The 23,564-nt window shown below is 71.8% G+C and carries 26 protein-coding genes; 11 read left to right on the plus strand and 15 right to left on the minus strand.

Annotated features, from left to right (window positions below; all coding sequences use genetic code 11):
- Positions 1–12 precede the first annotated feature (12 nt).
- Positions 13–1,038, minus strand: a complete 1,026-nt coding sequence (locus ACIQZO_RS22545) for a hemolysin family protein (RefSeq protein ID WP_403628735.1) — start codon at positions 1,036–1,038, stop codon at positions 13–15.
- Complete coding sequence (locus ACIQZO_RS22550) at positions 1,035–2,369, minus strand: hemolysin family protein (protein ID WP_403628737.1); 1,335 nt, start codon at positions 2,367–2,369, stop codon at positions 1,035–1,037. Before ACIQZO_RS22550 ends, ACIQZO_RS22545 begins: the two co-directional genes overlap by 4 nt.
- 206 nt (positions 2,370–2,575) lie before the next feature.
- On the opposite strand from ACIQZO_RS22550, the gene ACIQZO_RS22555 reads away from it, so the two are divergent.
- Positions 2,576–3,064, plus strand: coding sequence for a GNAT family N-acetyltransferase (locus ACIQZO_RS22555; RefSeq protein WP_403628740.1), 489 nt, complete (start codon positions 2,576–2,578; stop codon positions 3,062–3,064).
- Between the two features lie 31 nt (positions 3,065–3,095).
- Here the strand turns inward: ACIQZO_RS22555 and bioD are convergent, their stop codons facing one another.
- The 3 genes from bioD to bioB are packed head-to-tail and all read right to left on the minus strand — an operon-like array spanning position 3,096 to position 6,433.
- Positions 3,096–3,854: a dethiobiotin synthase gene (gene bioD, locus ACIQZO_RS22560; RefSeq protein ID WP_403629030.1), complete on the minus strand. Its 759-nt coding sequence runs from the start codon at positions 3,852–3,854 to the stop codon at positions 3,096–3,098.
- Between the two features lie 10 nt (positions 3,855–3,864).
- The gene (locus tag ACIQZO_RS22565; protein WP_403628742.1) at positions 3,865–5,187 is read right to left on the minus strand and encodes an adenosylmethionine--8-amino-7-oxononanoate transaminase; all 1,323 of its coding nucleotides are present in this window, start codon (positions 5,185–5,187) and stop codon (positions 3,865–3,867) included.
- Positions 5,180–6,433 (minus strand): biotin synthase BioB, encoded by a 1,254-nt coding sequence (bioB, locus tag ACIQZO_RS22570; protein WP_403628745.1) that lies wholly within the window; start codon positions 6,431–6,433, stop codon positions 5,180–5,182. The genes ACIQZO_RS22565 and bioB overlap by 8 nt, the downstream gene beginning before the upstream one ends.
- A gap of 157 nt (positions 6,434–6,590) precedes the next feature.
- Between bioB and ACIQZO_RS22575 the strand changes: the two genes are divergently transcribed.
- Entirely contained in the window at positions 6,591–7,772 is a 1,182-nt protein-coding gene (locus ACIQZO_RS22575; RefSeq protein WP_403628747.1) for an 8-amino-7-oxononanoate synthase, read from the plus strand.
- Between the two features lie 37 nt (positions 7,773–7,809).
- Here ACIQZO_RS22575 and ACIQZO_RS22580 read toward each other — a convergent pair whose 3' ends face one another.
- Positions 7,810–8,031, minus strand: coding sequence for a DUF397 domain-containing protein (locus ACIQZO_RS22580; RefSeq protein WP_403628750.1), 222 nt, complete (start codon positions 8,029–8,031; stop codon positions 7,810–7,812).
- A 12-nt stretch (positions 8,032–8,043) separates the two neighbouring features.
- On the minus strand, positions 8,044–8,928 hold the full coding sequence (locus ACIQZO_RS22585; protein ID WP_403628753.1) for a helix-turn-helix domain-containing protein: 885 nt from the start codon (positions 8,926–8,928) through the stop codon (positions 8,044–8,046).
- Positions 8,929–9,124: 196 nt separating this feature from the next.
- Here ACIQZO_RS22585 and ACIQZO_RS22590 point away from each other — a divergent pair, with 196 nt between their 5' ends.
- Positions 9,125–9,574 carry an ATP-binding protein gene (locus ACIQZO_RS22590; protein ID WP_403628756.1) on the plus strand — a complete coding sequence of 150 codons (450 nt, stop codon included), beginning with the start codon at positions 9,125–9,127 and terminating at the stop codon, positions 9,572–9,574.
- Between the two features lie 68 nt (positions 9,575–9,642).
- On the opposite strand, the gene ACIQZO_RS22595 is transcribed toward ACIQZO_RS22590, so the two are convergent.
- Positions 9,643–10,035, minus strand: a complete 393-nt coding sequence (locus tag ACIQZO_RS22595) for a VOC family protein (RefSeq protein WP_403628758.1) — start codon at positions 10,033–10,035, stop codon at positions 9,643–9,645.
- A 313-nt stretch (positions 10,036–10,348) separates the two neighbouring features.
- On the opposite strand from ACIQZO_RS22595, the gene ACIQZO_RS22600 reads away from it, so the two are divergent.
- From ACIQZO_RS22600 to ACIQZO_RS22630, 7 genes are all read left to right on the plus strand, one after another.
- Entirely contained in the window at positions 10,349–10,651 is a 303-nt protein-coding gene (locus ACIQZO_RS22600) for an urease subunit gamma (protein WP_030011137.1), read from the plus strand.
- Positions 10,652–10,667: 16 nt separating this feature from the next.
- Positions 10,668–10,979, plus strand: a complete 312-nt coding sequence (locus ACIQZO_RS22605) for an urease subunit beta (protein WP_403628760.1) — start codon at positions 10,668–10,670, stop codon at positions 10,977–10,979.
- Positions 10,972–12,693 carry an urease subunit alpha gene (locus ACIQZO_RS22610; protein ID WP_403628763.1) on the plus strand — a complete coding sequence of 574 codons (1,722 nt, stop codon included), beginning with the start codon at positions 10,972–10,974 and terminating at the stop codon, positions 12,691–12,693. The genes ACIQZO_RS22605 and ACIQZO_RS22610 overlap by 8 nt, the downstream gene beginning before the upstream one ends.
- Before the next feature lie 16 nt (positions 12,694–12,709).
- Positions 12,710–13,384: an urease accessory protein UreF gene (locus tag ACIQZO_RS22615; RefSeq protein WP_403628765.1), complete on the plus strand. Its 675-nt coding sequence runs from the start codon at positions 12,710–12,712 to the stop codon at positions 13,382–13,384.
- Positions 13,385–13,407: 23 nt separating this feature from the next.
- Positions 13,408–14,103, plus strand: coding sequence for an urease accessory protein UreG (gene ureG / locus ACIQZO_RS22620; protein WP_403628767.1), 696 nt, complete (start codon positions 13,408–13,410; stop codon positions 14,101–14,103).
- A complete protein-coding gene (locus tag ACIQZO_RS22625) occupies positions 14,100–14,906 on the plus strand; it encodes an urease accessory protein UreD (RefSeq protein ID WP_403628769.1) in 807 nt (268 codons plus the stop codon). The genes ureG and ACIQZO_RS22625 overlap by 4 nt, the downstream gene beginning before the upstream one ends.
- Before the next feature lie 218 nt (positions 14,907–15,124).
- The gene (locus ACIQZO_RS22630; RefSeq protein WP_403629033.1) at positions 15,125–16,762 is read left to right on the plus strand and encodes an alpha/beta hydrolase; all 1,638 of its coding nucleotides are present in this window, start codon (positions 15,125–15,127) and stop codon (positions 16,760–16,762) included.
- Between the two features lie 37 nt (positions 16,763–16,799).
- Here the strand turns inward: ACIQZO_RS22630 and ACIQZO_RS22635 are convergent, their stop codons facing one another.
- The 6 genes from ACIQZO_RS22635 to ACIQZO_RS22660 form a co-directional block, all read right to left on the minus strand.
- Entirely contained in the window at positions 16,800–17,510 is a 711-nt protein-coding gene (locus ACIQZO_RS22635) for a lysophospholipid acyltransferase family protein (RefSeq protein WP_403628772.1), read from the minus strand.
- 84 nt (positions 17,511–17,594) lie between these two features.
- Positions 17,595–17,753 carry a hypothetical protein gene (locus tag ACIQZO_RS22640; RefSeq protein WP_403628774.1) on the minus strand — a complete coding sequence of 53 codons (159 nt, stop codon included), beginning with the start codon at positions 17,751–17,753 and terminating at the stop codon, positions 17,595–17,597.
- Positions 17,754–17,785: 32 nt separating this feature from the next.
- On the minus strand, positions 17,786–18,742 hold the full coding sequence (locus ACIQZO_RS22645; RefSeq protein WP_403628776.1) for a cytochrome c oxidase assembly protein: 957 nt from the start codon (positions 18,740–18,742) through the stop codon (positions 17,786–17,788).
- A 90-nt stretch (positions 18,743–18,832) separates the two neighbouring features.
- Positions 18,833–19,858, minus strand: a complete 1,026-nt coding sequence (locus ACIQZO_RS22650) for a 6-phosphofructokinase (protein WP_403628778.1) — start codon at positions 19,856–19,858, stop codon at positions 18,833–18,835.
- Between the two features lie 215 nt (positions 19,859–20,073).
- Positions 20,074–20,802, minus strand: coding sequence for a glutamine amidotransferase (locus tag ACIQZO_RS22655; RefSeq protein ID WP_351293874.1), 729 nt, complete (start codon positions 20,800–20,802; stop codon positions 20,074–20,076).
- A 19-nt stretch (positions 20,803–20,821) separates the two neighbouring features.
- Positions 20,822–22,060 (minus strand): MurT ligase domain-containing protein, encoded by a 1,239-nt coding sequence (locus ACIQZO_RS22660; protein WP_403628782.1) that lies wholly within the window; start codon positions 22,058–22,060, stop codon positions 20,822–20,824.
- 123 nt (positions 22,061–22,183) lie between these two features.
- Here ACIQZO_RS22660 and def point away from each other — a divergent pair, with 123 nt between their 5' ends.
- Complete coding sequence (gene def, locus ACIQZO_RS22665; protein ID WP_403628784.1) at positions 22,184–22,738, plus strand: peptide deformylase; 555 nt, start codon at positions 22,184–22,186, stop codon at positions 22,736–22,738.
- A 103-nt stretch (positions 22,739–22,841) separates the two neighbouring features.
- Here the strand turns inward: def and ACIQZO_RS22670 are convergent, their stop codons facing one another.
- Positions 22,842–23,486, minus strand: a complete 645-nt coding sequence (locus ACIQZO_RS22670) for a TetR family transcriptional regulator (RefSeq protein WP_403628786.1) — start codon at positions 23,484–23,486, stop codon at positions 22,842–22,844.
- Positions 23,487–23,564: the final 78 nt, after the last annotated feature.

Raw genomic sequence — 23,564 nt, forward strand, 5'->3', positions numbered from 1 at the left:
CGCCCCGAAGGATCATGCCGAGGCGGGCCTGCCGAACAGCTCCCGCAGTACGTCCTCCATCGTCACCAGGCCCGTCATGGCGCCGTCCGTCCCGAGGACCGCCGCCAGGTGCGTACGGCTGCGCCGCATGGCGGTCAGCACGTCGTCCAGCGGGGTCTCCGCCCGTACCTGGGCGATCGGCCGCAGCGCCGACACCGGGAAGGACTCGTCCCGGTCCTCGTCGTCCACGTCCAGGGCGTCCTTCACGTGCAGGTAGCCCAGGATCTTGTGCTGCGCGTCCACCACCGGGAACCGGGAGTACCCGGACTCGCCCGACAGCCGCTCCAGCCCGGCGGCGCTGATGCCCTCGCGGGCGGTGACCACCCGGTCCGCAGGCAGCACGACATCGGTCACGGGCCGACGCCCCAGTTCCAGGGCGTCGTGCAGGCGCTCGCTCGCCCGGTAGTCGAGGAGCCCCGCGTCGCTGGAGTCCTTGACCATCCGGGCCAGCTCGTCGTCCGTGAAGGTCGCCGCGACCTCCTCCTTGACCTCCACCCGCAGCAGGCGCAGCAGGGCGTTGGCGAAGGCGTTGATCGCGAAGATCATCGGTCGCAGCGCCCGGGTGAGGGTCACCAGCGGCGGCCCCAGCAGGAGCGCGGTGCGCACGGGCTCGGCCAGCGCGACGTTCTTCGGCACCATCTCGCCGAAGAGCATGTGCAGGTACGTCGCCAGCGTCAGCGCCACCACGAAGGAGATCACGTGGGTGAGCCCGGCCGGTACGCCGACGAGGTCGAACAGCGGGGTCAGCAGATGCGCGATGGCCGGTTCGGCCACCACACCCAGCACCAGGGTGCACAGCGTGATGCCCAACTGGGCCGCCGCCATCAGGGCCGACAGGTGCTCCAGGCCCCACAGGACGGCGTGGCCCCGCCGGTCGCCCTGCTCGGCGTACGGCTCGATCTGGCTGCGCCGGACCGAGATCAGCGCGAACTCCGCGCCGACGAAGAAGGCGTTGACGACCAGGGTCGCCAGGCCGATCAGCAGCTGGACGACGGTCATCGGCCCTCCTCCGTCCCCTCGGCGGTCCCGGCCGGGGCGTGCAGCAGCACGCGCGAGGCCCGGCGCCCGACGGCGTCCACCACGTCCAGGCGCCAGCCGTTCAGTTCCATGCGGTCGCCGACCTCGGGGATCCGGCCCAGCTCGGTCGCTATCAGACCGGCCAGGGTCTCGTACGGACCGTCCGGCACGCGCAGGCCGATCCGCTGGAGCTGGTCGGTGCGCGCCGCGCCGTCGGCGGAGTACAGCAGGCGCCCCGACTCGTCCGTACCGGCCGTGGCGAGGTCCGGGGTCTCGTGCGGATCGTGCTCGTCGCGGACCTCGCCGACGACCTCCTCGACGATGTCCTCCAGCGTGGCCACTCCGGCCGTGCCGCCGTACTCGTCGATGACCACGGCCATCGTCTGCTTGCCCGACAGCCGGTCCAGCAGCCGGTCGACGGTGAGGGACTCCGGTACGAGCAGGGGCTCGCGCAGCAGCTGCGACACGGGACGGCGGCGGCGTTCCGCAGCCGGCAGGGCCAGTACGTCCTTGATGTGGACGGTGCCGACGACGGTGTCGAGGCTGCCGCGGTAGACCGGGAAGCGGGACAGGCCGGTGGCCAGCGTCGCGTTCGCCACGTCCTCCGCGGTGGTCTGCACGTCGAGCGCGGTGACCTGGACGCGCGGGGTCATCACGTTCTCCGCGGTCAGGTCGGCGAGGTTCAGCGTCCGGACGAACAGCTCGGCCGTGTCCTTCTCCAGCGCGCCCGCCTTCGCGGAGTGGCGCGCGAGGGCGACCAGCTCCTGCGGGGTGCGCGCGGAGGCCAGTTCCTCGGCCGGTTCCATGCCGAGGCGGCGCACCATGTGGTTCGCGGTGGTGTTGAGGTGGCTGATCAGGGGCCTGAAAACCCGGCTGAAGACCCGCTGCATGGTCGCCACGCGCTTGGCGAGGGCGAGCGGGGAGGAGATCGCCCAGTTCTTGGGCACCAGCTCGCCGACGACCATCAGGACGACGGTCGACAGGACGGTGCCGAGGATCAGGGCGGCGGAGGACGCGGTGGCGGCCGACAGGCCCAGGGCTTCGAAGGGGCCCTGGAGCAGGGCGGAGATCGACGGCTTGGAGATCATGCCGATGACCAGGCCGGTGACGGTGATGCCGAGCTGGGCGCCGGAGAGCTGGAACGTCAGGGTGCGGACGGCGGCCAGGGCGCTGTCGGCGCCGCGCTCGCCGCGCTCGACGGCTCGTTCGAGTTCGCTGCGCTCGACGGTCGTCAGTGAGAACTCGGCCGCGACGAAGACTCCGCAGATGAGGCAGAGCAGCAGTGCCACGAGCAGCAGGAGCACTTCGGTCATCGGTCGATCACCTCCGTCCCATGATCGGCCAGGAAGCGGGGGACCGCGCGATGTCGCGAACGGGTATGTCGGGGACTGGGAGGCTCGCCCATGGGCGGACGCTCACACCTTTCACTCAAGGAGGACCTTTCACCACATGGTAAAGGACGAGCAAAGGGAACAGATCATTCTTTTGGGGGAGCGCGGCCGGATGATGGGATCCGGAGATGACTGATCTTCATATCGGCCCCGCGTCGGCCGCCGACCTGGCCGCTGTTCTGGACTTCTGGAAGGCCGCCGCGGAGGGAACGAGTATCAGCGACGATCTCGCCGGGGTCGAGCGACTGCACGAGCGGGACCCGCGGGCGCTGCTGCTCGCCCGGTGCGACGGCGAGCTCGTCGGCACGGTGATCGCGGGCTTCGACGGGTGGCGCTGTCACCTCTACCGGCTGGCCGTGCACCCCGGGCACCGCAGGCAGGGCATCGGGGCCGCCCTGCTGGCCGCCGCCGAGGAGCGCTTCGTGGAGCTCGGCGGGCGGCGCGGGGACGCGATGGTGCTCGACCGGAACGAGCGGGCGCACCGGGTGTGGGGCGCGGTGGGGTACCGGCCGCAGGAGCAGTGGACGCGGTGGGTCAAGCCGCTCGGACAGCCGCCGGGCCGCGCCTCGGTGCTCGGCCGGGACCGTGCCCCGCGCCTCGGCCGGTGGAGTGGCTGAAGGAGCGGGACTCCGCCCCGGACCCCACGCCTCAAACGCCGGCGGGGCTGGCGTCGGCCGGGGTGAAGGGGGGTGGGGGCCAGGTGGTGAGGAAGGACCGGGCCGACCACGTGCCCGACAGGGGCGGGGCCAGCCAGGACGGGGCCGATGCCCGGAAGCGGTCCGGCGTGAGGGTGCCCGAGCCCTCAGGGACCGCGCCCAGCAGCGGCAGGCCGGAGGACTTCGTGAGGTCCGCGAGATTGCAGCGGGCCGCCAGGTCCGGGTTCTGCGGCCAGCTACCGACCACCACGCCCAGCGGGGTGAGGTCGCGGGCCCGCAGGGCCTGCGCCGTCAGGGTGGTGGAGTTGAGCGTGCCGAGGCCCGCCGGGGCGACGATCAGCGTCGGCGCGCCCAGGAGGCGGGCCGCGTCGGCCAGCGTGTTGCCCGCCTCGTCGAAGCGGACGAGCAGCCCGCCCGCGCCCTCCACCAGCACCAGGTCGTGGTCCAGCGACAGCCTCCGCGCGGCCTCCGCGATCTGCGCCGGGGAGAGGGTCGCCAGCCCCGAGCGGCGGGCCGCCGTGTCCGGGGCCAAGGGCTCCGGGTAGCGGGCCAGTTCCAGCGCCGTGACGGAGGGCCCGGCCAGCCGGACGGCCTCCGCGGCGTCCCCCGGCTCCAGCGGGCCGACACCCGTCTGCGCCGGCTTGAGCACCGCGACCGAGCGGCCTGCCGCCACCGCGGCCGCCGCGATCGCCGACGTGACCACCGTCTTGCCGATCTCGGTGCCCGTCCCGGTCACCATCAGCACGGGCATCTCAGCCATCTCAGCCTTCCTGCGCCGCCGCGCACACGGCGCGGCAGATGCGGTTCACGTCCTCGTCGCCGGTCACGAACGGCGGCATCACATAGATCAGGTCCCGGAACGGCCGCAGCCACACGCCCTCGCGCACAGCCGCCCGGGTGGCGGCGGCCACGTCGACCTCGTGGTCGAGCTGCACCACGCCGATCGCGCCCAGGACGCGTACGTCCTTCACCCCGGGGATGTCGGCCGCGGCGGCCAGGCCCGTCCGCAGCCCCGCCTCGATACGCTTGACCTCCGTCGCCCAGTCCTGGCCGAGCAGCAGCTCGACGGAGGCCAGGGCCACGGCCGTGGCCAGCGGGTTGCCCATGAAGGTCGGTCCGTGCGCCAGCACCGGGACCTCGCCGCGGGAGATGCCGTTCGCCACCCGCTCCGTGCACAGGGTGGCCGCCAGCGTGAGGTAGCCGCCTGTCAGCGCCTTGCCCAGGCACATCACGTCCGGCGTGATCCCCGCGTGGTCGGCCGCGAACAGCGCGCCCGTACGGCCGAAGCCCGTCGCGATCTCGTCCAGGATCAGCAGGACCCCGTACTCGTCGCACAGTTCGCGCAGCACCCGCAGGTGGTCGGGGTGGTGGAAGCGCATGCCGCCCGCACCCTGCACCACCGGCTCCACGATGACCGCGGCCAGCTCGTCCGCGTGCGCGGCGATCATGGAGCGCAGGTGGTCGGCGTACGCCGGGTCGACCGGGGTGTGGAAATCGCCGGGCGGCGCGTCCGCGAAGACCTGCCGGGGCAGGTGACCCTGCCACAGCTCGTGCATGCCGCCGTCGGGGTCGCAGACGGACATCGGCTGCCAGGTGTCCCCGTGGTATCCGCCGCGCCAGGTCAGCAGCCGGGTCTTGCCGGTCCGTCCCAGCGAACGCCAGTACTGCAGGCACATCTTGACCGCGACCTCGACGGACACCGAGCCCGAGTCGGAGAGGAAGACGTGCTCCAGCCCCGGCGGGGTGATCTCCACGAGCTTCGCGGCGAGCCGGACGGCGGGCTCATGGGTGAGCCCGCCGAACATGACGTGCGACATCAGACCGAGCTGAGCGGTCGCGGCCTCGTTGAGCACCGGGTGGTTGTAGCCGTGGATCGCCGACCACCAGGAGGACATGCCGTCCACCAGCTCCGTGTGGCCGTGCCCCTGGGACGGGTCGGCGAGCCGCAGCCGCACACCCGAGGCGGAGGCGATGACCAGCGGCTCCTGCCGCCCGGGCATCGGGCCGTACGGGTGCCAGACGTGCTGCCGGTCCAGCGCGAGCAGTTCCGCGCCGGCCGACGAGCGGTTGAGCCGATCAGGCATTGGGGGCGATGTCCGTCCCCGCGCCGCGGCGGCGTACCGCCACCAGCTCCGGCCGGACCCCGCCGGCCTCGGCCTGGACCGGTGCGGGAGTCTCCGCCGCCGGAGCGTGGCCGGAGCAGCCGCCGCAGGCCGTGCCGCAGCCCGCGGCCTGGGCGTCGCCCTCGGCGGGCGCGCCCGAACCGCACAGGGAGGCGCCGCCGTTCGAACCGCAGCCCCCGCCGGTGGCGGCGGCCGCGACCTCGGAGCGGTGCGCGGGAAGGGTCGACGTACCGGCGCCCTCCACCTCGAAACCGGCGTCCGCGATCATGTCGAGGTCAGCCTGACCGGCCTGGCCCTCACTGGTCAGGTAGTCGCCGAGGAAGATCGAGTTGACCACGTGCAGGGCCAGCGGCTGCATCGAGCGCAGGTGCACCTCGCGCCCGCCCGCGAGGCGGACCTCGACGTCGGGGCAGACGAAGCGCGCCATTGCCAGGATCCGCAGGCAGCGCTGAGGGGTGAGGTTCCACTCCTTGGCCAGCGGGGTTCCCTCGAACGGGATCAGGAAGTTGACCGGCACCGAGTCCGCGTCCAGCTCGCGCAGCGAGAAGACCACGTCGACCAGGTCCTCGTCGCTCTCGCCCATGCCCGCGATCAGACCGGAGCACGCGGACAGACCGGCGCCGTGCGCCTTCTGCACCGTGTCGACGCGGTCCGCGTAGGTGTGGGTCTTGGTGATCTGGCCGTACGTGGCCTCGGAGGTGTTGAGGTTGTGGTTGTAGGCGTCCGCGCCCGCGTCCCGCAGCCGCTCCGCCTGGCCGTCCGAGAGCAGGCCGAGACACGCGCAGACCTCGACGTCCTCGTTCTGCTCCTTGATCGCCGCGATCGTCCTGCCGACGCGATCCACGTCCCGGTCCGTCGGCCCGCGGCCGCTCGCCACCAGGCAGACCCGCTTCGCGCCGCCCGCGACACCGGCCGCGGCGGCCTGGGAGGCCTCCTCCGGCTTCAGCCACGTGTACTTGAGGATCCCGGCCGTCGACCCCAGGCGCTGGGAGCAGTAGGAGCAGTCCTCGGGGCACAGGCCCGACTTCAGGTTGACCAGGTAGTTCAGCTTGACCCGACGCCCGAACCACTGGCGGCGCACCTTGCCGGCCGCAGCCACCACGTCGAGCAGTTCGTCGTCAGAAGTCGCCAGAACGGCGAGCGCTTCTTCGCGGGTCGGCAGCTCTCGCCGCAGCCCCTTGTCCACCAGGGTGTTCAGCAGGTCCATGCACCCGATCCTGGACCACATCCCCGCTCCCGGCCAAGGAGAGATCGGACAACATGGCCGGATGGGTGTGTGTGTATCACCACACCTGACGCAACAGTCGCGGGAGCTAGGGTCGGGGCAGGTCTGTGGACTGCCGACAAAACACGAGGACGTGCCGATGCCCGAGCTCACTCCCGACCCGGCGGACGTCTTCGCGTGGATCGATGACGCGGAGCGCGCACGGGCGGAGGCCGGCCTCGTGCGTACGCTGCGCCCCCGGCCGTCGGTCTCGCCGCTGCTGGACCTCGCGAGCAACGACTACCTCGGCCTGTCGCGGCACCCCGAGACCGTCAGGGGCGCGCAGGAGGCTGCCGAGCGCTGGGGCGCCGGAGCCACCGGTTCGCGTCTGGTGACGGGTACGACCGAGCTCCACACGGAGCTGGAGCGGGAGCTCGCCGCCTTCTGCGGTTTCGAGGCCGGGCTCGTCCTGTCCTCCGGGTACGCGGCCAACCTCGCCGCCGTCACCGCGCTCAGCGGCCGGGGCACCCTGGTCGTCTCCGACGCGGGCAACCACGCCTCGATCGTCGACGGCTGCCGCCTGTCGCGCGCCGAGACCTCGGTGGTCCCGCACGCCGACCCGGACGCCGCACGCAAGACGCTCGCCGCGCACGAGGGCCGCGCGCTGCTCGTCAGCGACTCGGTGTTCTCCGTGGACGGGGACGCCGCGCCGCTCGCCGGGTACGCCGCCGCCTGCCGGGACGAGGGCGCCGCCCTGGTCGTCGACGACGCCCACGGGCTGGGCGTGCTGGGGGAGGGCGGCCGCGGCGCACTGCACGCAGCCGGGCTCGCGGGCGCGCCGGACGTGGTCGCCACCCTGACTCTCTCGAAGTCCCTGGGCAGCCAGGGCGGAGCCGTGCTCGGCCCGGCCAGGGTGATCAGGCACCTGGTCAACACCGCGCGCACCTTCATCTTCGACACCGGGCTGGCCCCGGCCGCCGCAGGCGCGGCGCTGGCGAGCCTGCGCCTGCTCCAGCGGGAACCGGAGCGCGCGGGCCGCGCCCGCGAGGTGGCCGCCCAGCTGTACGGGCGACTCACCGCGTCCGGCCTGACCGCGGCCCGGCCGGACGCGGCCGTGGTGTCGGTACGGGCCCCGTCGGCGTCGGCGGCACTGCGCTGGGCCGCAGACTGCCGCGAGGCGGGTCTGTCCGTGGGGTGCTTCCGCCCGCCGTCGGTGCCGGACGGCATCTCGCGGCTGCGGCTGACCGCCCGCGCCGATCTCACGGGGGACGAGATCGATCGGGCGGTCGCGACGATCCTGGCGACCGCGCCCGCCGGAGCCGCGGACGGCCAGAGCCTGTAGGGCCTTTCGGCCCGGGTCCTGGGCTTCTGCGGGCGGGCTACGCCTGCGTGTCGAGCTGTACGGAGGCGAGGAAGCCGTCCCAGGCCGGCCCGGTGAAGAGCACGGCCGGGCCGTCCGTCCGCTTGGAGTCACGGACGGCCAGCAGGCCGCCGCGAAGAGCGGCCGTTTCCACGCAGTTGTTCATTCCGGTACTGCGGCTGCTCCGCCGCCACCGCGCACTGATCAGAAGTCCGCTGCTGGATAAGGGGGTTGCGGACACGGGGGTGCCTCCTTACACGTCGTCAGCGAGTGAGCTGATGAGATCCGACGAGTCCTGGGGCGGGAGGGCGTGCGCCTGGATGGTGCGGAACGCGGCGCCGTACGCCTCAAGGTCTTCCTTCCGCTCCAGATAGAGGCTACTCGTCAAATGGTCGAGTACCACCACATCCAGATCAGAGATGTCCGGAAACGAAAAAATAACGAACGGTCCGGTCAGGCCGAGATGCCCTCCGACGCTGAACGGCAGTACTTGCAGGCGCACTTGAGGCAGCCGGGACACCTCCACCAGGTGCCGCAACTGCTCGGCCATCACCCCCGGCCCGCCGATCTGCCGGCGCAGCACCGCCTCGTCCAGTACGGCGCTCAGCTCCAGCGGGGGATCGGCCCGCAGCACCGACTGCCGGGTCAGCCGTACGTCGACCAGCGCGTCCACCTTCGGCTCCGGCAGCCCGCCCAGCGCGGCCCGGGTCACGGCCCGTGCGTATCCGGGGGTCTGCAGCAGTCCCGGCACCACGGAAAGCTCCACCGTACGGGCCGACCGGGCCCCCGCCTCCAGGCTGATGAAGTCCCGGTACTCCTGCGGCAGCAGCCCCCGGTAGTCGTGCCACCACTGGCGGCCGCGGCCGGTATCGCCCGCCGGACCGGGGCCGGTCGCCGAGGCCGACAGCGCCTCCAGCAGGGCACGCAGCTGCGGGCTGACGATCTCCCCGTAAGCGTCGAGGAGCAGCCGGATATCCTCTGGTTTGACCCCACTGCGGCCTGTCTCGATGCGGCTGATTTTCGACTGGTGCCATCCCACGATCCGGGCCGCCTCACCACTGGTGAGTCCGGACCGGTCGCGCAGAGCACGCAGTTCCTCGCCGAGTTTGCGTCGGCGTACCGCGGGACCGTGCTGCACACCCGCCTCCTTCCACCGGCACAGCTCGCACCAGTCTGCCGTCCAAATACGCTCTTCCGTAGCAGAGTTCACCGCATCGAGCGACAGATATATGCATATCTTGGGGGAAAGGCAGATGTGACGGCACGATGGGTGGCACTCTGGCGTCCAGCGCAGATCCGGGGCTTTTCGCCCCGGTGGGAAAGGGACGGTCGCCATGGCAGATCACCAGGAAGCATCCGTCACTCTGCCGAGCGATCCCGCCTCGGTCGCCACTGCCCGACGTTATGTCGCGGAGGTGCTGAGCGAATGGGGACTTCCCGATGACGCCGACACCGCCGACAGCGTTCGGCTGATCGTCTCGGAACTCGCCACCAACGCCGTACAGCACACCTTCGGCCAGTCGCCGACCTTCACTGTCGATATCCGGCTCGAGCGCCAGGAGTGGCTGCGCGTCGGTGTGACCGACAGTCACCCCCGCTGGCCCAAGCGACTCCCGGCCGCTGTCCAGCAGGACAACGGCCGGGGCATGGTCATCATCCGCTGGCTGACGGTGGAGGCGGGCGGCCGGCTCTCGGTCACCCCGACCGACGACGGCGGCAAGACGGTGTGGATCGCCCTGCCCTGGAGCGTCGGCGCTCCGGCGCGAAGCGTCTTCGGCTGCTGACCTGCCGGGGACGACCCGGGTCGTCCCCGTCGGATCCGGCCTGGCCGACAAGATCCGACAGAGACGAACTAGACGAGGCCGCGTTCGCCCGCGCTGCGCTCGATGCACAGCTCGTTGCCCTCGGGGTCGGCGAGTACGACCCAGCCCGCGACACCGTCCGCGTCGCGGCGGTCGTCCACGAGCTTGGCGCCGAGCCCGATCAGGCGCTCGACCGTCTCCTCCCGGGTTCCGCTCGGCGGCTGGATGTCCAAGTGGACGCGGTTCTTGACGGACTTGGTGTCCGGGACCCGGATGAACAGCAGGCCGGGCACGCCGGGCTGCCCGGGCTCCAGCAGGACCTCGTCGTCCCCCTCGACGTCGTCGGGGTGGAAGGTGTAGCCGGTCACCGCGGACCAGAACTCGGCGATCCGGTAGGGGTCCAGGGCGTCGAAGGTGATGTGCCGGACGGGGTTGACGAACATCTGTCTCCTCGATGGGGCTCCGTTCGCGGAGCCGTATACGGAATCGGGCGCGCGGGGCCCCGGAGTCGAACCGGGTACCTGCCCGAAACGTGGGTTAACGCAGCGGAAAAGCGGGGGGCTTAGCGTGGCGGCCACGTTCGACCGCCAATGATCACCCATGATCCGGTAAAGCGGCGGTGGTCGGGGCGGAAAGTCTTTCCCGGCCCCGGGCAAGACTCGCTTGGTTCGGATATGCGCAGGTCAACAAAGTGTTGAAGGCCGGTAGGGTCGCCCCGCCCCTTGTTGATCTTGTCCAGGAGACTTGGTGATACGCGTGCAACTGACACCGCACGAGCAGGAGAGACTGCTCATCCACGTGGCCGCCGACGTGGCCGAGAAGCGGAGGGCGCGCGGGGTGCGCCTCAACCATCCGGAGGCGATCGCGCTGATCACATCGCACCTCCTGGAGGGCGCCCGCGACGGCCGGACGGTGGCCGAGCTGATGGCCTCGGGCCGTACCGTCCTGACCCGCGAGGAGGTCATGGAGGGGATCCCCGAGATGATCCACGACGTCCAGGTCGAAGCGACCTTCCCGGACGGCACCAAGCTCGTCACGGTCCACGACCCGATCGTCTGAAACGGAGTACCCCCGCATGATCCCCGGCGAAATCGCCTACGGGGACGGCCCGGTACCCCTCAATGAGGGCCGTCCCGTCACCCGCCTCACCGTGCTCAACGCCGCCGATCGGCCGGTCCAGGTCGGCTCCCACTACCACTTCGCCGAGGCCAACCCCGGCCTCGACTTCGACCGCCCCGCGGCCCGCGGGCTGCGGCTCAACATCGCCGCCGGCACGGCCGTCCGCTTCGAGCCGGGCATCCCGGTCGCGGTGGAACTCGTACCGCTGGGCGGACTGCGCGTCGTTCCCGGGCTGCGCGGCGAGACCGGAGGGCCGCTCGATGGCTGAGCTCTCCCGGCAGGTGTACGCCGACCTCTTCGGGCCGACGGCCGGTGACCGGATAAGGCTCGCCGACACCGACCTCTTCGTCGAGATCGAGCGGGACCTCAGCGGCGGCCCCGGTCGGGCCGGCGACGAGGCGGTCTTCGGCGGCGGCAAGGTGATCCGCGAGTCCATGGGGCAGGCCCGCACCACCCGGGCCGAGGGCGCCCCGGACACCGTGATCACCGGGGTGGTCGTCCTCGACCACTGGGGCATCGTCAAGGCCGACCTCGGCATCCGGGACGGCCGGATCTGCGGCATCGGCAAGGCGGGCAACCCGGACATCATGGACGGGGTCGACCCCGCACTCGTCATCGGTCCCGAGACCGAGATCATCGCCGGCAACGGGAAGATCGTCACCGCCGGCGCCATCGACGCCCACGTGCACTTCATCTCCCCGACCGTCATCGAGGAGGCGCTCGCATCCGGGATCACCACCCTGGTCGGCGGTGGTACCGGACCGGCCGAGGGGACCAAGGCCACCACCGTCACGCCAGGACCCTGGCACCTGGCCAGGATGTTCGCGGCCCTGGAGGCGTACCCGGTCAACATCGGCCTGCTCGGCAAGGGCAACACCATGTCGCGCGAGGGGATGCACTCCCAACTGCGGGGCGGGGCACTCGGATTCAAGATCCACGAGGACTGGGGGGCCACCCCCGCCGTCATCGACGCCTGCCTCGGGGTGTGCGAGGAGACCGGCGCCCAGGTCGCCATCCACACCGACACCCTCAACGAGGCCGGCTTCGTCGCCGACACCCTCGCGGCCATCGCAGGGCGGACCATCCACTCCTACCACACCGAGGGCGCGGGCGGCGGGCACGCACCCGACATCATCACCGTGGTCTCCGAGCCGAACGTACTGCCCAGCTCCACGAACCCCACCCGGCCGCACACCGTCAACACCGTCGAGGAGCACCTCGACATGCTGATGGTCTGCCACCACCTCAACCCGGCCGTCCCCGAGGACCTCGCCTTCGCCGAATCGCGGATCCGGCCCTCGACCATCGCCGCCGAGGACGTCCTCCACGACCTCGGGGCCATCTCCATCATCTCCTCCGACTCCCAGGCCATGGGCCGGGTCGGCGAGGTCGTGCTGCGCACCTGGCAGACCGCCCACGTGATGAAGAAGCGCCGCGGGTTCCTCCCCGGCGACGGACCCGCCGACAACCACCGGGCCCGCCGCTACGTCGCCAAGTACACGATCAACCCCGCCGTGGCCCAGGGGCTCGCCCGCGAGATCGGCTCGGTCGAGACCGGCAAACTCGCCGACCTGGTGCTGTGGAACCCCGCCTTCTTCGGGGTCAAGCCCGAACTCATCATCAAGGGCGGCCAGATCGCCTACGCGCAGATGGGCGACGCCAACGCCTCCATCCCCACCCCGCAGCCCGTCCTGCCCCGGCCGATGTTCGGCAGCCACGGCCGCGCGCCAACCCTCAACTCATTGAACTTCACCGCGCAGGCCGCGCTCGACGACGGGCTGCCCGAACGGCTCGCACTGGGAAAGCAGTTCGCGGCCATCGAGAGCACCCGCAAGCTGAGCAAGGCCGACATGCGGGGCAACGACGCCATGCCGAGGGTCGAGGTCGACGCCGACACGTTCACGGTCACCATCGACGGGGAGGCCGTGGAACCGGCGCCCGCGGCGGAATTGCCCATGGCCCAGCGCTACTTCCTGTTCTGAGAAGAGGTCCCTGACGATGAGCCGCGCCGCGCTGCTCGTCCTCGCCGACGGCCGGTTCCCCGCCGGGGGCCACGCCCACTCCGGCGGGGCCGAGGCCGCCTGCAAGGCGGGCCGGATCCACGACGCCGCCACCCTGGAGGACTTCTGCCGGGGACGGCTGCACACCGCCGGCCTCACCGCCGCCGCGCTCGCCGCGGCCGCCGCGCTCGGGCTCGACCCGGCCGCACTCGACGCCGCCGCCGATGCCCGTACCCCCTCGCCGACGCTGCGCACCGCGGCCCGGCGGCTGGGCCGGCAGCTGCTGCGCGCCGCCCGGGCCACCTGGCCGGCGGCCGAACTGGAGTCCCTGGCCGCGGCGTTCCCGCGCGGGGCCCACCAGCCCGTGGTGCTCGGCGTCACCGCCCGGGCGGCCGGGCTCGGGCCGCTGGACGCCGCGCACGTGGCGGCGTACGAGAGCGTCGGCGGGCCCGCCACCGCGACGGTGCGGCTGCTGGGCCTGGACCCCTTCGAGGCGAGCGGGGTCCTGGCCCGGCTCGCCCCCGAGCTCGACGCCGTCGCGGCCCGGGCGGAGCGGGCCGCACTGCGGGCCCGCTCGCAGGGCACGGGCGCCCTGCCCGCCGCGTCCTCGCCGCTGCTGGACATCTCGGCGGAGGTCCATGCCGACTGGCCGGTACGACTCTTCGCTTCCTGACCCCCCCGAAGGAGACACCCCCCATGCACCTCGACCACGCGGTCACCTACCCGCACCGGCACACCCACAGCGCCGATCCCCGGCGGCCCGACGGCACCCGGCGGGCCCTGCGCATCGGACTCGGCGGACCCGTCGGCTCCGGCAAGACCGCCACCGTCGCCGCCCTGTGCCGCGCGCTGCGTTCCGAGCTGTCCATGGCCGTCGTCACCAACGACATCTACACCCGCGAGGACGCCGAGTTCCTGCTCCGCGAGGCGGTCCTGCCGCCCGAACGGATCACCGCCGTCGAGACCGGGGCCTGCCCGCACACCGCCATCCGCGACGACATCTCCGCCAACCTGGAGGCCGTGGAGGAACTGGAGGACGCCTTCCGGGAGTACGGCCGACTGGACCTGATCCTCATCGAGTCCGGCGGGGACAACCTCACCGCCACCTTCTCCCGCGGACTCGTCGACGCCCAGATCTTCGTCATCGACGTGGCCGGCGGGGACGACATCCCCCGCAAGGGCGGCCCCGGCGTCACCACCGCCGACCTCCTCGTCGTCAACAAGACCGACCTCGCCCCCCACGTCGGCTCCGACCTCGAGCGGATGGCCCGCGACGCCGCCGCGCAACGCGGCGAACTCCCCGTCGCCTTCCAGTCGCTGCGCGGCCCCGAAGGGGTCGGCCCGGTCGCCGCCTGGGTGCGCGAGCGGATCGCCGCCTGGTCCCCGCGGTGAGCGGCGCGACCACCGAGGACACCGAGCAGGCACCCCCGGTGCCCCCGGCCGGGCTGCGGGCCACCGCCCGCATCCGCGCCGAGGCCGACGGGCGGGGCGGCACCGCCCTGCCGCTGCTGGCCGGGGAGGGACCGCTCGCGCTGCGCCGCACCCGCTCCCCGTCGGAGGCCGAGGCCGGGGTCATGCTGGTCGGCGCGATGAGCGCGCCGCTCGGCGGGGACCACCTCACCGTCGAGGCCGCCGTCGGCCCCGGGGCGCACCTCGTCCTCGCCTCGGCGGCGGCCACCCTGGCCCTGCCCGGCCGGACCGGCGCGCCCGCGCGGTACGACGTACACCTCACCGTGGAGGACGGGGCGTCGCTGCGGTGGCTGCCCGAGCCGCTGGTCTCGGTGCGCGGCAGCGACCTGAGGGTGCGCACCCGCGTCCGGCTGGCTCCCACCGCACGCCTGGTGCTGCGCGAGGAGCAAGTGCTGGGCCGGACCGGAGAGGCTCCGGGCCTGCTGCGCAGCCGCCTCACCGTCGACCGCGGGGGGCCCCCGCTGCTGGACCAGGAACTCGCCTGCGGACCCGGGGCGCCCGGCGGCTGGGACGGCCCGGCCGGCCTGGCCGGGCGCCGGGCGCTCGGCCAACTCCTCGTCGTGAACCCCGCCTTCATCGCGGACCCACCTGCGGCGGCGGTCCTGGGGGAGTTCGCGGCGGTGACGCCGCTGGCAGGTCCGGCCCTTCTGGTGACGGTCCTCGCCCCGGACGCCCTGCGGGTGCGCGAGCTGCTCGACGCGGCCTGCCGCACCTACGGCCGGTGAAAGCGGGACGCATCAGGCACCGCTCAGCGGTACACGCCTTTCCGGTTATCGGGTTGGCAAAGAAGTCGATCCGGCCCTGTCGCCGGGTCCGGGTCAGAGGACAGGATCCCCCTGCACGCCGACGACCGAACCCGACCAACCAGGCCGCCCACGGCGGCATCTGACGCAGGGGGAACAACCACGTGATACGCAACGCGGCGCTGGCGAGCGCCGCCACAATGATCACCGGCACACTTGCGGCGAGCCTGCTGCTGGCCCCGCCGGCCGCGGCGGCCTCCGCCGGCAGCGACGGCAGGCTGCCCGAGGCGCTGGGCGTGCAGATCGCCGCCGCCCGCGCCGCCCGCGCAGGGATCGACTGGAAGGACTGCCCGGCGGACTGGGGTTTCGAGAAGCCCATCCAGTGCGGCTGGGTGAAGGTCCCGCTCGACTACGCGAAGCCGTACGGCAAGACCATCGACATCGCCGTCGACCGGATCGGCAGCACCGGGACCAAGGAGGAGCGCCAGGGCGCGCTCGTCTACAACCCGGGCGGCCCCGGCGGTTCCGGCATGCGCTTCCCGCGCCGCGTCACCACCAAGAGCCCGCTGTGGGTCAACACCTCCAAGGCCTACGACTTCGTGGGCTTCGACCCGCGCGGCGTCGGCCACTCCGCGCCCATCTCCTGCATCGACCCGCAGGAGTTCGTGAAGGCCCCCAAGGCCGACCCGGTTCCGGACTCCGAGGCCGACAAGCGCGCCCAGCGCAAGCTCGCCGCCGAGTACGCGGACGGCTGCAAGGAGCGCAGCGGCGAGATGCTGCCGCACATGACCACGCCGAACACCGCGCGCGACCTCGACGTGGTCCGGGCCGGCCTCGGCGAGAAGAAGCTGAACTACCTCGGCGTCTCCTACGGCACCTACCTGGGCGGGGTCTACGCCACCCTCTTCCCGACCCACGTGCGTCGCATGATCGTCGACAGCGTGGTGGACCCGTCGCAGGACAACATCTGGTACGAGGCCAACCTCGGCCAGGACGTGGCCTTCCAGATGCGCTGGAACGACTGGCAGGACTGGGTCGCCAAGAACGACGCGGTCTTCCACCTCGGCGACACCCGTGCCAAGGTCGAGGCCAAGTGGCAGGAGCTGCGCGGCAAGGCCAAGGCCAAGCCGCTCGGCGGGATCGTCGGCCCGGCCGAGCTCATCGGCTTCTTCCAGGGCGCCCCGTACTACGACTCCTCCTGGGTGCCCGTCGCCCAGACCTTCGCGGCCTGGGCAGCCGGTGACGAGCAGGCGCTCATCGACGCCATCGCCCCGGACATGTCGGACACCGCGGGCAACGCGGCCTCCGAGAACGGCAACGCCGTGTACACCGCGGTCGAGTGCGCCGACGCCAAGTGGCCCACCAGCTGGTCCAAGTGGGACCGGGACAACACCAAGCTGCACCAGAAGTACCCGTTCCTGACCTGGTCCAACGCGTGGATGAACCTGCCCTGCGCGACCTGGAAGGCCAAGCAGAGCACCCCGATCGCCGTCGGCGCCAAGCACGGGCTGCCCCCGGTGCTGATCGTCCAGTCCGAGCGGGACGCGGCCACGCCGTACAAGGGCGCGGTCGAGCTGCACCGCCGTCTCGCCGGTTCGCGTCTGATCACCGAGAAGAGCGCCGGTTCGCACGGCGTCACCAGCCTGCTGAACCCGTGCATCAACACCCGGGTGGACAGCTACCTGCTCACCGGCAAGGTCGACGCCAAGGACGTGACGTGCGCCTCGCACGCCACCCCCGTGGCACCGGCCCCGGCCGCGGCGAAGTCCCTGTCCTCCGACGCCCCGGCCGAGATCTCGGTCTTCCCGGCGCAGGAGGAGCTCCCCGCCGTCCGTTAAGGACGGGCGGGACGTGCGAGGACCGGTGGGAGAAGGCTCAGCGCGCGGTGCGCCGGGCCTTCTTCCGCTGTTCCTCCTCCTCGGCCTTGACCTCGGCCGCGTACCGGTCGACGTACTCCTGGCCGGACAGCCCGAGGATCGCGTACATGATCTCGTCGGTGACCGCCCGCAGGACGGCGCGCTCGCCCTCCATCCCGGCGTACCGGGAGAACTCCAGCGGCTCGCCGAACCGGATCGTCACCCGCCGGATCTTGGGGATCCTCTTCCCGGGCGGCTGGATCTCGAAGGTGCCGACCATGGCGCAGGGGATCACGGGTACCCCGGCGCCCAGAGCCATCGCGGCCACCCCCACCTTGCCCTTGTAGAGCCGGCCGTCGTGCGAGCGCGTCCCCTCCGGGTAGATGCCGAGCAGCTCGTCCTTGGCCAGCACGGACAGCCCCTCGCGCAGGGCCGCCTGTCCGGCGTTCTTGCCCGAGCGGTCCACGGGGATCTGCCCGGCGCTGCGGAAGAAGGCGGCGGTGAGCCGGCCCTTGACCCCGGGGCCGGTGAAGTACTCGGCCTTCGCGAGGAAAGTGATCCGCCGCTTGAGGATCGCGGGCATCAGGAAGTGGTCGGAGAACGACAGGTGATTGCCCGCGACGATCGCGGCACCCTCGGCCGGGATGTTCTCCAGGCCCTCGATCCGAGGTCTGAACAGCAGCCGCAGCAGGGGACCGAGTAACACGTGCTTGAGCAAGTGGTAGAACACCAGGCCGCTCCTGTCGATATCCCGTTGTCACCGCCAGTTTACGGACGGTGAGTCGCGGGATGCAGGGGGCGGGAGGGACCTTACTCAGACATTGCGTGAGGCGGCCATCCCGACGGTCAGCAACCCCAGCACCACCCAGCCGAACCACAGCCAGCCGTTGCTGCCGAGGGCCACGGAATACGCGGCTACGGCCACCAGTGCGGCGAAGGTCATGACTGCCATCGCCTTAACGGATCCGGTCATGCCCCATGGTGGCGCGCGAAGGCGGGATCGCGCTACCGGCCACGCGCTTGGAGCGAGGCGAGATACGAGTTGTACGCCTCCAGCTCCTTGTCGCCGTTGCGGTCCTCGGCCCGGTCGGACCGCCGTGCGGCCCGCTGCTCCGAGTGGTACCACTGGTAGACGAGGGCGATCAGGACCAGCACCGAGGGGATCTCACTGAAGGCCCAGGCGATGCCGCCGCCCCACTGCTGGTCGAGCAGCGGGTCGATGCCGAGGGACGCCGGCGGGTTCGCGTACGTCTTGATCATCGGCTGGCTCGCCATCATCAGGGCGATGCCGAAGAAGGCGTGGAAGGGCATGCCCGCGAACAGCTCCAGCATCCGCATGACGTAGCCCGGACGGTGCGGACCCGGGTCGATGCCCATGATCGGCCAGAAGAAGATCAGGCCGACGGCGAAGAAGTGGACCATCATCGCGATGTGCCCGGTGCTGCTCTCCATCAGGAAGTCGAAGAGCGGGGTGAAGTACAGGGCGTAGAGGCTCGCGATGAACATCGGGATCGTGAAGGCCGGGTGGGTGATCACCTTCATGTACCGGCTGTGCAGCAGCATCAGCAGGACCTCGCGCGGACCCTTGTGACCGCGGGCGGCGGGCGGAAGCGCGCGCAGCGCCAGCGTCACCGGAGCGCCCAGCAGGACGAGGATCGGGGTGACCATGCTGATCACCATGTGCTGGACCATGTGCACGCTGAACATGACCATGCCGTAGTCGTTCAGCTTGGTGCACATCACGAGGAGCACGGTCAGCACGCCCGCGGTGAAGGCGATCGTCCGGCCCAGCGGCCAGGAGTCCCCGCGCCGACGCAGCCGCAGCACGCCCCACCCGTACAGGGCGAGCCCGACCAGCGAGCCGATCAGGAAGAAAGCGTCGAAGGAGAACTCCAGTCCACGCCCGAGAGTGAACGGCGGCAGGTCCATGTTCATGTCCATGCCGTGCCCGCTGTGGTCCATCCGTTCACTCCCTTGACTGTGGCGCCCCACCACAGTAGTGCCGCCCCCGGACGCGCGTGCGCGCGGGGGCGGCCTGTCACAAAAGGGGCGTCACAGAACCGTCTGCGCCTCGTCGTACCGCTCGGCCGGGACCGTCTTGAGGGTCGAGGTCGCCTCGGAGAGCGGCACCATCACGATGTCCGTCCCGCGCAGCGCGGTCAGCATGCCGAACTCGCCGCGGTGGGCGGCCTCCACGGCGTGCCAGCCGAAGCGGGTGGCGAGGACCCGGTCGTACGCGGTGGGTGTGCCGCCGCGCTGGACGTGGCCCAGGATCACCGGCCGGGCCTCCTTGCCCAGGCGGTGCTCCAGCTCCACGGCGAGCCGGTTGCCGATGCCGGCGAACCGCTCGTGCCCGTACATGTCGGTGCCGCCCTCCTCGAAGTCCATCGAGCCGGGCCGCGGCTTGGCGCCCTCGGCGACCACGACGATCGCGAACCGCTTGCCCGCGGAGAAGCGCTCGCCGACGATCTCCGTCAGCTGATCGATGTCGAAGGGGCGCTCCGGCACGACGATCGCGTGCGCGCCGGCGGCCATGCCCGAGTGCAGGGCGATCCAGCCGGTGTGGCGGCCCATGACCTCCACGACCATGACGCGCTGGTGGGACTCGGCGGTGGTCTTCAGCCGGTCCAGCGCCTCGGTGGCCACCCCGACGGCGGTGTCGAAGCCGAAGGTGACATCGGTGGACGCGATGTCGTTGTCGATGGTCTTCGGGACGCCGACGATGGGCAGACCGGCCTCGGAGAGCAGGTTCGCCGCCTTCAGCGTGCCCTCGCCGCCGATCGGGATGATCGCGTCGAGGCCGAGGTCCGCGACGTGGCCGCGGGCGCGCTCCACACCGTCGCGCAGGTGCGCGGGCTGGACCCGGGAGGAGCCGAGGATGGTGCCACCGCGGGCGAGGATGCCACCGACGTCGTCGAGGTCGAGCTTGCGGTAGTCCGCCTCCAGAAGGCCCTTCCAGCCGTCGTGGAAGCCGATCACCTCGTCGCCGTGGTCGACGACGGCGCGGTGTACGACGGAGCGGATGACGGCGTTGAGACCGGGGCAGTCGCCACCGGAAGTGAGCACACCTATGCGCATGGCAGGAACGGACCTTTGCAACGTGGGCCGGCGACCGGACCACGTCGTCCGGTTGGAACTACGGCCACCCTACAAGCGGTGGAGCGGTGGGCTGAACCATCCTCCACATGCTGGTCGCACTCGTCGTGCGAAACCACGTCGGCCCGGTTCCCCCTAGGGAAAACCGGGCCGAACACATGATGAGGGGGCCGCCCCGATGAGCGGTCCGAAGGGCGCTACGCGGGCTGTGTCGCGGCGGCGATGCGCTCCGCGCGCAGCGCCTCGTACCACCGGTCGTCTATGGCCGGCAGGGCGTTCACATCGAGGGCCAGCTTCAGCAGCAGGTCCGCGATCTGCGGGTTGCGGGCCATCACGGGGCCGTGCATGTACGTGCCGAACACCGTGTCGTTGTACGCGCCTTCGGTACCGTCGCCGGTGCCGTTGCCGCGGCCCATGGACACCCGGGCGAACGGCCTGGCCGTCGGCCCGAGGTGGGTCACGCCCTGGTGGTTCTCGAAGCCCGTCAGCTGCGGCAGGTTCAGCCGGGGGTCGATGTCCGCGAGGACGTCGCCGACGCAGCGCTCGCCCTCACCGCGCACGGTGACGACGTCCAGCAGGCCGAGGCCCTCCTGGCGCTGGCCCTGGTCGTTGACGAACTCCTGGCCGAGGATCTGGTACCCGGCGCAGACGGAGAAGACGATCGCCCCGTTGGAGACGGCGCGCTCCAGACCGCCGTCGCGCAGCAGGCGCTCCGCGGCCAGGCGCTGCGGCCGGTCCTCGCCGCCGCCGATCAGGTAGATGTCGCCCGAGGTGGGGATGGGCTGGTCGCTGCGCACGTCCACGCGCTGCACGTCCAGGCCGCGCTGGCGCGCCCGGCGCTCCACCACGAGGGCGTTGCCCTGGTCTCCGTACGTGCTCAGCAGGTCGGGGTAGACCCACACCAGACGCAGGCTGTTGTCGCTCATGCTCTTGTCCTTATGGGTACTAGTTGCCGACGCGGCGGCGCACGTCCTGGAAGGCGGTGTAGTTCGCGATCAGCTCGATCTGTCCGGGCGGCGCGAGCTGCACGGCCTCGTCGAGGGTCTCGCACACCCGGAAGTCCAGGCCCGCGACCTCGAGGCGGACCGCGAGGTCCAGCTTGCGGTCACCGATGACGAAGATCGGGTGACCGAGCAGCCGCGGGTAGTCCACGTCCCACAGCCAGGAGGTGTCGGTGCCGTCGGCGCCGCGCGCGTTCACCGAGAGGATCACCGGGGTCGGCGGGGGATCGATCAGCGAAAACGTTTCGAGCCAGCCCGCCGGGTTCTTCGCGAGCAGCAGCCGCAGCTCACGGCCCTGGAAGTTCACCACGTCGTAGCGGCCGGCGACGGCCTGCACCTGGTACATCCGCTCCAGCGCGACCTGCGGCGGGACGCCGAAGACGGCGGCCACGGCGGCGGAGGTGGCGGCATTGGCCTTGTTGGCGCGGCCCGGCAGCTGGAGGTGGATCGGCCAGGCGCTGCCGTGCGGGTCCAGGACGTGGTCGCCGGAGAGCACCCAGGTCGGGGTCGGGCGGCGGAAGCCGCACTCGCCGCAGAACCAGTCGTCGCCCGGACGCTGCATGACGCCGCCGCAGGAGGGGCACGACCAGGCGTCGTCCTTCCACTCCTGACCGGCCGCGACCCACACCACGTTCTGGGAGGAGGAGGCGGACCACACGATCAGCGGGTCGTCGCAGTTGGCGACGATGACCGCCTTGGAGCCCTGGAGCCCCTCGCGCCACTTCTCCGCGAGCATGCGGGTCTCGGCGGCGCGGTCCAGCTGGTCGCGGGAGAGGTTGAGCAGGGCGATCACCTTGGGGGTGACGTCCCGGGCCACCCCGGCCAGGTACTTCTCGTCGACCTCGATGACGCCGTACTTGGCGTCGGAGCCGCCGGCCAGCGCCGAGGTGATGCCGGCGGGCATGTTGGCGCCGAGGGCGTTGGAGACGACCGGACCGCTGGCCCGCAGGGCCTCCGCGATCAGTCGGGTCGTCGTGGTCTTGCCGTTCGTCGCGGAGACGAGGACGACATCGAGATGTTGCGCCAGCGCGGCGAGGAGATCGGGGTCGAGTCTGAGTGCGACCTTGCCACCGATCACCGATCCGCTTCCGCGTCCCGCGGCCCGCGACACCGCCGCTGCGGCCTTGCCCGCCGTCACGGCCAGCTTGGCCCGCGGCGAAAGCGGCTCCGTGTTGCCTGCCATCGTCCCTTGTCCTCCTTGCGTCGGTCGGCCCCAGCCTATCCAGTACCGGCCCGGGCCTTGACCGCGGCGCCCCCGCCCCGCCTCGGATCTCCTCATATAGTCGCCCGTCGTAGGCTTACGGCCATGCGACAGCGCCCCCTCCCCGGTACCACCGGCCTCGTCCGCACCATGAGCCTGCTGGGTGATCCGGTGCTCCACTCCGCGTGCGCGGAAGTCACCGAATTCGGCCCGGATCTCGACCGGCTCATCGAGGACATGTTCGCGACGATGTACGCCGCCGAGGGCGTCGGGCTCGCCGCGAACCAGATCGGCGTCGGACTGCGGGTCTTCGTCTACGACTGCCCCGACGACGAGGACGTCCGCCACGTCGGGCACATCGTCAACCCGCGGCTGGTGAGCGCCGACGGGGACGAGTTCCTCGGGCCGGAGGGGTGCCTGTCCCTGCCGGGGCTGGAGGCGGGGACGGTCCGCTTCGACCAGGCGGTGGTGGAGGGCGTCACGTCGGACGGGGCGGCCGTGCGGATCGCCGGTACCGGGTTCTTCGCGCGGTGCCTGCAGCACGAGTGCGATCACTTGGGCGGCACCGTGTACGCGGAGCGCGTGAGCGGCCTGCGGGCCCGTCGCCTGCGGCGGGCCATCCGCAAGACCCCGTGGGGCGCGAAGGCGCTCCGCGACTAACCGGTCCCGCCCCGGCGGCAAGTCCGGCTTCGGCTGGGAGGGGGCCGGCCCCAGGCTGGAGTGGGCCCCCGCGGGGCTGCAATGGGCCGGGGGCGGGTGTGGGCTAGAAGCCTGGGCCGTCTTTGCGGTTGCCGGCCGTGGCCAGGCGGCCCCAGAGGAGGTCGGTGAGGCCGGCCACCAACTCCGCGCGGCCGCAGGGGCGTTCGCCGAGCCACCAGTCGCCGGCCGCGTGCATCATGCCGACGATGCCGTGGCCCCAGATCCGCGCGAGCCGCTCGCCGTCCGGGCCGAGGTCCACCCGCTCGGCGATCACCTCGGCCAGCTCCTCGCCGAGCCTGCGCAGCAGTGGCGCCGAGTGCTGTCCGACGTCGAAGCCGTGCTCGGCGGTGTGGGAGTCCTCGGCCGGGTGCATGAGGAAGCGGTAGACCTGCGGGCGGGCCTCGATCGCGGCGAGGTAGGTGTCGAGGGTCGCCTCCACCCGGCGGCGCCGCTCGGCGGGGGCGTCGAGCGCGGCGCGCAGCGAGTCGAGCAGGGCGTCGGTGTGCCGGACGGCCAGGGCCTGGTAGAGGCCCGCCTTGTCCCCGAAGTGCCGGTAGAGGATGGGCTTGGTGATGCCGGCCTCCGCCGCGATCGCGTTCATGGAGGCCTTGGGGCCGTCCCTGAGCACGACTCGGTCGGCGGCTTCGAGCAGTTCCCGCCGGCGGCGTTCGGCCGCTCCTGGCTCGCCTGCCCGCTGAGTGGTCTCCATGACGTGTTTCTCTCCCCGCCCTTGCGATGTGCGTGACGCCCACGCAACGTAACACCCGGCGCACCTGGTCGATCGAAT

The organism is Streptomyces sp. NPDC097617 (genome assembly GCF_044761485.1).
GTDB lineage: Bacteria > Actinomycetota > Actinomycetes > Streptomycetales > Streptomycetaceae > Streptomyces.

Bases quoted from the DNA above. Each gene is read 5' to 3' on its own strand.
- ACIQZO_RS22615 (WP_403628765.1), top strand. From the start codon at position 12,710: ATGAGCCGCGCCGCGCTGCTCGTCCTCGCCGACGGCCGGTTCCCCGCC.
- ACIQZO_RS22595 (WP_403628758.1), bottom strand. From the start codon at position 10,035: ATGTTCGTCAACCCCGTCCGGCACATCACCTTCGACGCCCTGGACCCC.
- ACIQZO_RS22655 (WP_351293874.1), bottom strand. From the start codon at position 20,802: ATGAGCGACAACAGCCTGCGTCTGGTGTGGGTCTACCCCGACCTGCTG.
- ACIQZO_RS22590 (WP_403628756.1), top strand. From the start codon at position 9,125: ATGGCAGATCACCAGGAAGCATCCGTCACTCTGCCGAGCGATCCCGCC.
- ACIQZO_RS22650 (WP_403628778.1), bottom strand. From the start codon at position 19,858: ATGCGCATAGGTGTGCTCACTTCCGGTGGCGACTGCCCCGGTCTCAAC.
- ACIQZO_RS22610 (WP_403628763.1), top strand. From the start codon at position 10,972: ATGGCTGAGCTCTCCCGGCAGGTGTACGCCGACCTCTTCGGGCCGACG.
- ACIQZO_RS22660 (WP_403628782.1), bottom strand. From the start codon at position 22,060: ATGGCAGGCAACACGGAGCCGCTTTCGCCGCGGGCCAAGCTGGCCGTG.
- ureG (WP_403628767.1), top strand. From the start codon at position 13,408: ATGCACCTCGACCACGCGGTCACCTACCCGCACCGGCACACCCACAGC.
- ACIQZO_RS22555 (WP_403628740.1), top strand. From the start codon at position 2,576: ATGACTGATCTTCATATCGGCCCCGCGTCGGCCGCCGACCTGGCCGCT.
- ACIQZO_RS22630 (WP_403629033.1), top strand. From the start codon at position 15,125: ATGATCACCGGCACACTTGCGGCGAGCCTGCTGCTGGCCCCGCCGGCC.
- ACIQZO_RS22670 (WP_403628786.1), bottom strand. From the start codon at position 23,486: ATGGAGACCACTCAGCGGGCAGGCGAGCCAGGAGCGGCCGAACGCCGC.
- ACIQZO_RS22565 (WP_403628742.1), bottom strand. From the start codon at position 5,187: ATGCCTGATCGGCTCAACCGCTCGTCGGCCGGCGCGGAACTGCTCGCG.
- ACIQZO_RS22545 (WP_403628735.1), bottom strand. From the start codon at position 1,038: ATGACCGTCGTCCAGCTGCTGATCGGCCTGGCGACCCTGGTCGTCAAC.
- ACIQZO_RS22645 (WP_403628776.1), bottom strand. From the start codon at position 18,742: ATGGACCACAGCGGGCACGGCATGGACATGAACATGGACCTGCCGCCG.
- def (WP_403628784.1), top strand. From the start codon at position 22,184: ATGCGACAGCGCCCCCTCCCCGGTACCACCGGCCTCGTCCGCACCATG.
- bioD (WP_403629030.1), bottom strand. From the start codon at position 3,854: ATGCCCGTGCTGATGGTGACCGGGACGGGCACCGAGATCGGCAAGACG.
- ACIQZO_RS22575 (WP_403628747.1), top strand. From the start codon at position 6,591: ATGCCCGAGCTCACTCCCGACCCGGCGGACGTCTTCGCGTGGATCGAT.
- ACIQZO_RS22550 (WP_403628737.1), bottom strand. From the start codon at position 2,369: ATGACCGAAGTGCTCCTGCTGCTCGTGGCACTGCTGCTCTGCCTCATC.
- ACIQZO_RS22640 (WP_403628774.1), bottom strand. From the start codon at position 17,753: ATGACCGGATCCGTTAAGGCGATGGCAGTCATGACCTTCGCCGCACTG.
- bioB (WP_403628745.1), bottom strand. From the start codon at position 6,433: ATGGACCTGCTGAACACCCTGGTGGACAAGGGGCTGCGGCGAGAGCTG.
- ACIQZO_RS22605 (WP_403628760.1), top strand. From the start codon at position 10,668: ATGATCCCCGGCGAAATCGCCTACGGGGACGGCCCGGTACCCCTCAAT.